Genomic DNA, 10,409 nt, shown 5'->3' with positions numbered 1-10,409 from the left:
ACTTGAAACTTGAATAGGGAAAACATGATCAAGCCCCCATTCTAATTCGTTTATTTCATTTTCAAGTCCTGTTGGATAGAGTAAAAGAATCTTAAAATTATTTTTAACAATATTTGATAAAACGGTTTGTAATTCTAGTGCTTCAGTCAAGTTTCCGCCCCATCTAACAAATAAAATGGATTGTGAATGATGAATTTTTTCGTAAAAGTTATCAATTCTTCGATCTAATTTTTGTTTAAAATCATGGTATGTGATGAACCAATCTTCATTTGGAATAACAGGGAAATCATGATAAGATGTTACGTTATATTTTGTGTCTTTTATAATATGAGAAAAAACAGGTTGTATCACACCATCATTAAACACAATATTTTGTTCCTGCATTGCGTGCATGTTTTTTAAATCCATAAAGTCTATAAAATTATTTTTCAATAATGTGTTGATAGAAGAAAGATTCGGTGATTCAAACCAATCTAGAGGACCTGAATATTTCCGCAGCCTATATTTTTTTAGATGAATAGCGGTATAACAATTTTCCCCTAAACTAATAACATCATCATAAATTCCTTGAAGTTTTTTCATTTCCAATACAATCATCCTTTTTTTGGAAAGTGGGAGAACTAATTCATTATAAATAATATATGTATGTATAAAACCTCCTGTGAAAAGGCTCACAGGAGGTTAAACTAAAGCGTATTTCGAGTTATATACTATTTGTCGAGGTAAGAATTGTGTGTGATAATTAATGGCGTTTTATAAAAAAGGAGAAAAACAGAAGTACATTGAAGTTAGTTGTGAATAAATTATAATTTAAAATTGAGCGGAAATAAGGAGCCCCAGTTACTTCATTATGCAACTGGGGCATTTTTTAATCTCTTCCTAACTTAATTATATCATGTAAATCAAGTTCGAAATAGACTGTTTCTTCTCATTTACTACTGTTACAATCAAGTACACATGCAAAGTAAGGAGAGATGTTACATGAGTTCTTTCGTTCTCGATTTTCAGGAAATAGAAAAAACGCAGCTTTTTTTCGTCGGTGGAAAAGGATTGAATTTAGGGGAGTTAACAAACATTCAAGGTATACAAGTACCCGAAGGTTTTTGTGTTACAACGGTAGGATATGAAAAGGCTATCGAGCAAAATGAAGAGCTTCAAACTTTGTTGCAGCAGCTAACAAAGTTGAAAATGGAAGAGCGTGCTCAAATTGGTGAAATGAGTAAGAAGATTAGAGAAGTCATTATGGCAGTAGAAATCCCTACTGATGTAGTGGAAGCAGTAGCTCATTATCTCTCGCGTTTTGGAAATGAACATGCGTATGCCGTGCGTTCGAGTGCTACGGCTGAAGATTTACCGTATGCTTCATTTGCAGGTCAACAAGATACGTATTTAAATATTATCGGAGAAGAAGCGATTTTACAGCATGTAAGAAAGTGCTGGGCGTCTTTATTTACAGAGCGAGCAGTTACGTACCGCATGCAAAATGGTTTTGAACATAATCAAGTTTCTATATGTGTTGTCATTCAAAAAATGGTTTTCCCTGAGGCTTCAGGGATTTTATTTACTGCGGATCCGATTACTTCGAATAGGAAGGTGTTGTCAATCGATGCCAGCTTTGGACTTGGCGAGGCGCTAGTATCTGGATTGGTTTCTGCCGATAATTATAAGGTAAAAGAAGATGAAATCGTCGAAAAGGTCATCGCAACGAAAAAATTAGCCATCTATGGACGAAAAGAAGGCGGAACAGAGAGAAAGAAAATTGCTCCTAATCAGCAAAAAGTTCAAACACTTACTGAACAACAGATTTTACAACTAGCAAGTATCGGAAGACAGATTGAAGCTTATTTTGGTTGTCCGCAAGATATTGAATGGTGTTTAGCCCATAATACATTTTATATTGTCCAAAGTCGCCCCATTACGACTTTATATCCAATTCCTGAAGAAAATGATGGGGGAAATCATGTATATATATCAGTTGGCCATCAACAAATGATGACTGATGCGATGAAACCACTTGGGTTATCTTTTTTCCTGTTAACGACTAATGCTCCTATGCGTAAAGCGGGAGGACGGCTGTTTGTTGATGCTACGCAACAATTAGCTTCACCTGCTAGCAGAAATTACTTAATAAACACTTTAGGAAAATCAGATCCACTCGTAAGAGATGCATTAACGACTATAATCGAGCGAGATAATTTTATTAAATTATTACCAGATGATGAAAAAGGGAAGAGTGTTGGTAAAAGTGTGCCACCTGCAAATTCTCAACCGGAAATTGAAAATGATCCGGCAATCGTTACAAATTTAATACAGAATAGTCAAGCATCACTTGAAGAGTTAAAACAAAATATGCAACTGAAATCAGGAGTGGACGTACTTGATTTTATTTTGGAAGATATTCAGCAATTAAAGAAAGTATTGTTTAACCCGCAAAGTATCGCTGTCATTATGGTTGGTATGAATGCTTCAACATGGATAAATGAAAAGATGGAGCAATGGCTAGGTGAAAAAAATGCAGCAGACACGCTTTCTCAATCCGTACAAAATAATATTACATCTGAAATGGGTTTAGCATTAATGGATGTCGCTGATGTGATTCGGCCGTACAAAGAAGTTATTACGTATTTACAACATGTAGAAGATGATAGCTTTTTAAATGAACTAGTTCAGTTTAAAGGTGGAGAAGAAGCTCGAGATGCTATTCTAACTTTTCTGAATAAATACGGAATGAGATGTAGCGGAGAAATAGATATTACGAAAACGCGCTGGAGTGAAAAGCCAACTACAATTATCCCGATGATTTTAAATAATATAAGAGATTTTGAATATGGTGCGAGTAAGCGGAAATTTGAAGAAGGACTGCAAGAAGCTTTGAAAAAAGAAGAAGAGTTAGTAGATCGATTACAGCACTTACCAGGTGGAAAACAAAAAGTAGAAGAAACGAAGCGAATGATTCGTAATATCCGTAATTTTATCGGTTATCGTGAATATCCCAAATACGGTATGATTAATCGTTATTTCATATATAAGCAAGCGTTACTGAAAGAAGCTGAGCAACTTGTGCAGAGCGGTGTCATTCATGAAGTTGATGATATATACTATTTAACTTTTGAAGAGCTTCACGAAGTTGTTCGCACGAATAAACTAAATTATGAGCTTATTCATAAACAAAAAAATGATTATAAATTATACGAAAAACTAACGCCTCCTCGTATAATGACGTCCGACGGAGAAATCATTACAGGTAAATATAAACGAGAAAACCTCCCAGCTGACGCGATTGCAGGTCTGCCTGTTTCGTCTGGAGTAGTTGAGGGGAGAGCTCGCGTTATTTTAAACATGGAAGAAGCGAATTTAGAAGAGGGCGATATATTAGTTACAGCTTTTACTGATCCGGGCTGGACACCATTGTTTGTGTCTATAAAAGGGTTAGTCACTGAAGTTGGCGGACTTATGACGCACGGAGCAGTAATTGCACGTGAATATGGATTACCGGCAGTCGTTGGAGTAGAGAATGCTACGAATTTAATAAAAGACGGACAACAAATTCGGGTACATGGAACAGAAGGGTATATTGAAGTGTTGTAATTAAGTAAAAGAACATCCACTATTATAGTGGGTGTTCTTTTACTTAATAGCTGAATTATTTCTTTAAGCCAGCTGCATAAAAAGGTCCATGAACTGCGATTGTTGATAATATGAACAATAATGTTCGTACGCAAATATTAGAAGGGTTAAAAGCAAAAGGAGATACTGTAACAACAGATCAAGCTGCGAAATTAGTAACACCTATTGTAAAGAACGTGAAAAATATGAATGAGGTTGGCAAAAATAGTGCGAACGGTAACTCACCAATATCATTGTTCCAGCCGTTATGGATTGCAAGTTTAGCTAGTGCAGCGATTATTTTTATTGCGATTAGTAAAATGCCAGTAAGCTCAAGAAAAGAAAACTTTCTGTTAAAAGTAAACCAAATCGTAACAGGAGCTATTGCGACACTTGTAATTGGATTTGGTCTTACATGGATTGCGGATGGGATGGTAGGGTTAAATATTTCGAACTTCACGGATACAGCTCTATTCTTATCCATTACTTCTTTTAGTTTCTTCTTAATGATATCTGCGGTACTTTCATTGGTTGGGCTAAAAGGAATCGGTTTATTCGCTTTATTACTATTCTTCGGGGCGCCGTTACTATCATTAGCACCTGAGATGTTGTCTCCGTTTTATCAAGACTGGGTTTACTCATGGTTACCAATGAAATTTATGATTGAAGGCCTAAGAGAAATCTTCTTCTTCGGAAAAGGGTTAAGTTGGAATACTCCTGTTACTGTACTCGTTTGGATTGGTATAGTAAGTATGGTTACCATATTAGCAACTGCATTCAAACGTAGTGTAGTAAAAGGGCATAAAACAGAATTGAACGCTTAAAAAAGCTGTTTCACTAATTAGTGAAACAGCTTTTTTGATGAAATCTATAAGCTGAAGAATGAATATTTGCTGATAATAAAGTTTGTTAATTTTTCTGGCTTTTTCTCAATGTAAACACCTAATTGTTGAAAAGTGTTATGTTTAGAATTAAGTCGGGATCTCTAAAGGTCACGTACATTCCAGACAATCTCACCACGTTCGTCATCCCACGTACTGTGATGACGCTTAAATCCTATCTTTTCTAGTACCCGGAGGGAAGCGATATTCCAAGCGCCTACAGTCGACCAAAGCCTGTGGCGCCCAGTAGCAATTGCAGCGTCCAGTACAACGGCTGCTGCCTCAGTCGCATAACCTTTTCCATGAGCGCTGCGGAACAATTCGTATGCAATCTCCGGCTCTTCAAGTGTGGAACGACCGATAATCAAGCCACAGTATCCAATAAAATCGCCTTCGTCTCGCCTACGAATAGTGAGAAGGGAAATGCCATTTTCGTCTGCTTTCTTGCGCATCTCAATAAGCCGGCTACGAACGGAATTAAGGGCTGGCATGTCCACACCACGTTCGCCAATTAATTTTCTCATCCAAACTGAATCGGATTCCTCCCACATACTCAGGTCAAGTCGTTCGGTTTTTAGCTGGAACTCCATAGTTTTAAATAAAGATGGCATAGCGGAACCTCCTAGTTATGTCACTGAATTCATAATAGCTTCGCACCGCATCATGTTGAACTTCTCGTTGATTCGCGAATGTATTTTCCCACTCCCGCGAGAGTTTATAGCCACAGTATACAATAGTGTTATTTTTATGCATAAGTAATTATTTTGCAAAATAGACCCTTTTCTCAAACTTTTCTTTCATTCTAAAGCCGTCCCGTTATATACACAGGCTCCTACTATTTTTAAATGCATAAAATGTTAAGCGAAAGTATGGGGGGATACGATGTATAATTCAAATTATTATGATTGTTATAGGCAAAATGATAAGTTGATTAGTGATATTGAAAAAGCTATAAATGGAGAGTATAGCGCCATAAGCTGCTATGCAAAATTAGCGAATATGGCTCCAAGTCAAGCAGAGAAAAAACAAATTCTTGAAATTCGTAATGATGAAATAAAACATTTTCATCACTTTGTACAAATTTATACGAATTTAACTGGCAGGCAGCCGAAACCACAGATTACCGAAGACTGTCCGAATACCTACTTACAAGGATTAGAGTTCGCTATACAAGATGAGCAAAAGACAGTAGATTTTTATTTGGAAATTTCAGATGAGACATCGGATGCACATCTGAAAGATTTGTTACGGAGAATAGCTGCGGATGAACAAAATCATGCGGTATGGTTTTTATATTATTTTGTGAAGTCGAAGTGAGCATTAAGAATGACTGATGTGGTGAATATATTAGAAGTTATTTTAAAGCGCAGTGCAACAATTGCATGAAAAACTTAATAAGCATAAAGAAACCGTTTCATAAGTAGTGGGACGGTTTTTTTTCGCGGTGAAATACAAGTTACATAGATATCTACAAAATATGGTAATTTAATTTGGTATATAATGTATGAAATGAAAACGAAAATAAATAAGCTAGGAGCAAATAAATGAAAAGAGGAATTACAGTAGATATTCCAAATGAATATGATAATTTACTTTGGAAAGTGTTAAAGCCAATTGATATTTCTTCATATGATTGGTGGGTAGGGAGTGAGGAGTCATACTTAATAGCACGTGGTGGAATGGATGAGGCATTATTTCCAGAAGGACCAAGTATAGTGGAAGGATCAGATTTGAAAATATTATTTAAAGACAATATATATTATGTTATTTTTGCAGATTTAAAAGCGTATTCAAAAGGAGAGGAAGTAGTAGATATTGAAACATATGAAGCATTTAAAGAGAGTAAGTGTGAATTAGTTTTACTAGTTGCGGATTGTACATACGTCACAATTTACGCTAAAGATCAAAAACAGATTGAATTGATGTATGAAAACGCAAGGAATCAAGGTTATTATGTTGAATACGTTACCGACGAAAATGACGGTAGAACGCGTTTATCAGTATGATAGCGATAGGAAAGGGGAACAGCGATATGGAGAGAAATACAGTTAAAGAATATACAATTCGAACTGCTACTGAAGAGGAAAGCGATAGCATTATTACTCTATTAAAAGAAGTAGCACAATGGCTACAATATAAAGAAGTGGATCAGTGGCAGTATCTTTTAGGAGAGGAAGCTACGGCTGAAATACTAGAATGTATAAGAGAGAAATATACATATGTTGTTCTGAAAGAAGATGAAATAGTTGGTACGGTTACAGTTTCTCCTAAACAAAATGAATGGGATGAACATATTTTTGGTAAAGAGGAAGTTTCTAATTCATTATATATTCATAGATTTGCGGTGAAACGGAAGTATAAGGGGAACGGAATTGGAGAATGGATTTTACAGTGGATAGAAGAGAATGTACAACATGACAAAGAGTATTTGAAGTTAGATTGCGTGGGGCATAATCGTACGTTGAATGATTTTTATAAGAAAAATAATTTTGAATATGTTGGAAGTACGGATGGGCTTAGTAAGTTTCAAAAGAAAAGAAGAATGTGAATGCATCCAATTAACGTAAGTTTAGTTGAAAAGTTAATACAGGAACAGTTTCCCGAATGGGCCCATTTAGAAGTGAAACCTGTAAAGTTTAGTGGGCATGATAATAGGACGTTTCACTTAGGGGATGAGATGAGTGTAAGATTGCCAAGTGATGCGGCATATGCACCGCAAGTAGAGAAAGAAAATAGTTGGCTTCCTATATTAAGTAAGAGACTTTCTTTACCAATTTCTACACCAATTGCGAAAGGAAATCCGTCTGAAGCGTATCCATTGCCTTGGTCTATTAATAAGTGGATAGAGGGAGAAACAGTTACGAAACAAAATGTTCGTGATTTAAATGAATTTGCGGCGGACTTAGGATCCTTTTTAGTAGAATTGCAATCTATTAATGCGAGTAACGGCCCTTTAGCTGGAGCACATAATTTTTACAGGGGCGGACTTATATCGGTATATGATAAAGAGGCGAGAGGTGCGATCGAAAATAATAAGGACGTTTTTGATGAAATCGTATTAAAGCATCTTTGGGATTTAGCACTTCAGTCAACGTGGGAGCGTAAACCAGTTTGGGTTCATGGGGATGTTGCACCTGGAAACTTACTCGTTAAGGACGGAAAGCTTTGTGCTGTAATTGATTTTGGTATTTTAGGTGTAGGAGATCCTGCTTGTGATGCGGCGATGGCATGGACTTTTTTTGATAAGAATAGCAGAAACGTATTTAAAGAAGTATTGCGCATAGATGAAGAAACGTGGAATAGAGCAAGAGGATGGGCACTTTGGAAGGCGTTAATTACATATGATACGAATAGGGATAGTAATGAAAAAGTAGCAGAAGAATCGTATCGTATCATTCAAGTGATTGTGGATGATTATGAGAGGTAATAGAAAAGCCTATTTTAAAATAGGCTTTTTCATACGATTAAATAGTAGAAATGGAAAGAAGGAATATAACATAATTATACAGAATATTTAGATAATAGGAGGTGTCGAATTTTGAGTGAAATTGAATTAAAGAGTAATGTAATTAAGACAGGGAGAGAGAAGGGAATTATTCTTCGGTTTATACTTGCTAGTCTTGTTGGGGTGTTTATGTTTTTCGTTCCTGTTACGATAAACGGTGCATCGTCTATTATGATTGATCATATCGTATCGTGGATTAGGGCTTCGGTTCCAGGCATAGTACCTTATTATGCATTATTTGTTATGGCAATTGGTGCGATTTATCCATTTTATACGAAGAAATGGAATGCATCTATCGTAGACATTTGTTTTTCTATTTTAAAAGTAGTTGGCGTTGTTTTTGGCATATTATATTGTTTAAAAGTAGGACCAGCTTGGTTCTTTGCGCCAGATGTTGGACCGTTTTTGTATGAGAAGCTAGTCATATCAGTAAGTTTGCTCGTTCCAATTGGCTCGGCGTTTTTAGCGTTATTAGTCGGATATGGATTGCTTGAATTTATCGGTACATTTTGTCGGCCAATTATGAGGCCATTATGGAATACGCCGGGGAGATCGGCAATCGACGCAGTTGCGTCCTTCGTTGGAAGTTATTCGCTTGCTCTCCTTATTACGAATCGCGTGTATAAAGAAGGAAAGTATACGACAAAAGAAGCGGCGATTATCGCTACAGGATTTTCTACAGTATCCGCTACATTTATGATCATCATCGCAAAAACATTAGATATTATGCATTTATGGAATGTTTATTTTTGGACTACACTTGTTGTAACATTCATCGTGACTGCTATCACCGTAAGAATCCCACCCCTTAGTAGAAAACCAGATACATATGTAACAGAAGAAGGGTTCCCAGAGCCTGTTTATAAAGAGAAAATGTTAGAACGTGCTTGGGAAGATGCGTTAGAAGTATCAAAATCTGCACCGAGCATTATGAAAAATATTGCAGTGAATTTAAAAGATGGATTTATTATGACGATGGGAATTTTACCATCTATTATGTCAGTAGGATTAATTGGTATCGTCTTAGCGAAGTTCACGCCAATATTTGATTGGATTAGTTATATTTTCTATCCATTTACATGGCTATTACAATTACCAGAAGCAGACTTAGCCGCTAAAGCCGCATCAGTTGGTATTGCAGAAATGTTTTTACCGTCATTATTAGTAGTAAGTGCACCAATTGTGACAAAGTTTGTTATTGCAGTTGTTTCCGTATCATCTATTTTGTTTTTCTCCGCTTCCATTCCTTGTATATTATCAACAGATACTCCATTAAAAGTATCTGAACTTATTATTTTATATGTGCAGAGAACGATTTTAACGTTACTTATTATTACGCCGATTGCTTATTTATTGCTTTAAAGTTTTAATAAGATAAAGTTATAAAAAAGAAGCCGTCTGTAAAAAGAGGGCTTCTTTTGTTTAAAAGCGGGATATTCTTATTTATTTTTCGTATATGACGTAACGCTTCTTAAGAAGATTCCTAGTCCCGCAAAAAAGAACCCTAAGCATAATAAGCTGCCTGGCGTTCCCCAAGTAATTTGATCTAGCATTTTTTATCCCCTCCCGTTTATCATTATATAGAATTTATTGGAAATTATCAAAAAATTATTTTTTTGAGGTTTACTGATGAGTCTTCCTACCTTATACGAGAAGAATATATTTGAAAAGAATTCTTCACCCTATATTTTTATATTATTATAATACGTTTTTGATTCTTATGATATAGTAACAACAAAGGGGGCTTAAAAATGGAAATTATTCACGAAAGAGCAAAGTTGCGGTTAATGGATAATACTGATGTCGAAACTTTGTTTTCGATTGTAGAAGGAAATCGGGATATTTGGGCGTATTTAATCTCTAAAATGGATAGTGTGCAAGATATGCAACAATACGTTCAAAAAGCGATAAAGGGCTACGGAAGAGGTAATCAAATACCTTTCGTAACCGTAGATCAACAGTCGAATAAGATTGTAGGAAGTACACGTTTATATAATATTTCAGTAGAAGATAAGACAGTTGAGTTAGGGCAAACGTGGTATCATCCGAGTGTACAACGTACGAGTATAAATACAGAGTGTAAGTATATGCTTCTTCAGTATGCTTTTGAAAAACTGCATATGCTTAGGGTACAAATTAAGACGGATGCAAGAAATGAAAAAGCACAACGAGCAATTGAAAGATTAGGCGCATTAAAAGAAGGTGTGCTTAGAAATGAAAGAAAATTACCGAATGGTTATGTGAGAGATGCGGTGGTGTACAGTATTATCTCGAGTGAATGGCCAGGCGTAAAAGAACAATTGTTAGAAAAATTAGAGTTGTATAAAGAAAAGTTATAATTCGTGTTTTGAAAGGTATATTGTTCGTGAGACATGAAAAATATACCTTTTTTCTTACAAAATGCTACTTTATTTTAA

General features: G+C 35.7%; 9 protein-coding genes and 1 pseudogene. 8 read left to right on the top strand and 2 right to left on the bottom strand.

The annotated features are described in order from the left end of the window. The coding region (locus ACQGS6_RS17170; protein WP_426965348.1) for a DUF1796 family putative cysteine peptidase at positions 1-597 on the bottom strand (597 nt) is incomplete at its 3' end. A 384-nt stretch (positions 598-981) separates the two neighbouring features. Between ACQGS6_RS17170 and ppsA the strand changes: the two genes are divergently transcribed. Together ppsA and ACQGS6_RS17160 are read left to right on the top strand one after the other, a co-directional pair. Then, positions 982-3,588, top strand: coding sequence for a phosphoenolpyruvate synthase (gene ppsA / locus ACQGS6_RS17165; RefSeq protein WP_426965347.1), 2,607 nt, complete (start codon positions 982-984; stop codon positions 3,586-3,588). A 95-nt stretch (positions 3,589-3,683) separates the two neighbouring features. Next, positions 3,684-4,430 (top strand): annotated as a pseudogene (locus ACQGS6_RS17160) (phage infection protein); the annotation flags it as partial. Between the two features lie 161 nt (positions 4,431-4,591). Here ACQGS6_RS17160 and ACQGS6_RS17155 read toward each other — a convergent pair. Further along, on the bottom strand, positions 4,592-5,098 hold the full coding sequence (locus ACQGS6_RS17155; protein WP_025966062.1) for a GNAT family N-acetyltransferase: 507 nt from the start codon (positions 5,096-5,098) through the stop codon (positions 4,592-4,594). A 271-nt stretch (positions 5,099-5,369) separates the two neighbouring features. On the opposite strand from ACQGS6_RS17155, the gene ACQGS6_RS17150 reads away from it, so the two are divergent. The 6 genes from ACQGS6_RS17150 (at position 5,370) to ACQGS6_RS17125 (ending at position 10,331) form a co-directional block, all read left to right on the top strand. Beyond that, complete coding sequence (locus ACQGS6_RS17150; protein WP_000282818.1) at positions 5,370-5,804, top strand: ferritin-like domain-containing protein; 435 nt, start codon at positions 5,370-5,372, stop codon at positions 5,802-5,804. Positions 5,805-6,031: 227 nt separating this feature from the next. Continuing rightward, complete coding sequence (locus ACQGS6_RS17145) at positions 6,032-6,493, top strand: DUF2691 family protein (RefSeq protein WP_025966063.1); 462 nt, start codon at positions 6,032-6,034, stop codon at positions 6,491-6,493. Between the two features lie 26 nt (positions 6,494-6,519). Further along, positions 6,520-7,035 carry a GNAT family N-acetyltransferase gene (locus ACQGS6_RS17140; RefSeq protein WP_000440851.1) on the top strand — a complete coding sequence of 172 codons (516 nt, stop codon included), beginning with the start codon at positions 6,520-6,522 and terminating at the stop codon, positions 7,033-7,035. Continuing rightward, on the top strand, positions 7,036-7,914 hold the full coding sequence (locus tag ACQGS6_RS17135; protein ID WP_000553364.1) for an aminoglycoside phosphotransferase family protein: 879 nt from the start codon (positions 7,036-7,038) through the stop codon (positions 7,912-7,914). A gap of 111 nt (positions 7,915-8,025) precedes the next feature. After that, positions 8,026-9,354, top strand: coding sequence for a YjiH family protein (locus tag ACQGS6_RS17130; protein WP_426965346.1), 1,329 nt, complete (start codon positions 8,026-8,028; stop codon positions 9,352-9,354). Between the two features lie 389 nt (positions 9,355-9,743). After that, positions 9,744-10,331 carry a GNAT family N-acetyltransferase gene (locus ACQGS6_RS17125; protein ID WP_000402583.1) on the top strand — a complete coding sequence of 196 codons (588 nt, stop codon included), beginning with the start codon at positions 9,744-9,746 and terminating at the stop codon, positions 10,329-10,331. Positions 10,332-10,409: the final 78 nt, after the last annotated feature.

This window comes from Bacillus sp. GMs2/2 (genome assembly GCF_050172095.1).
GTDB lineage: Bacteria > Bacillota > Bacilli > Bacillales > Bacillaceae_G > Bacillus_A > Bacillus_A cereus.
This window is presented reverse-complemented; position numbering and strand designations above follow the sequence as displayed.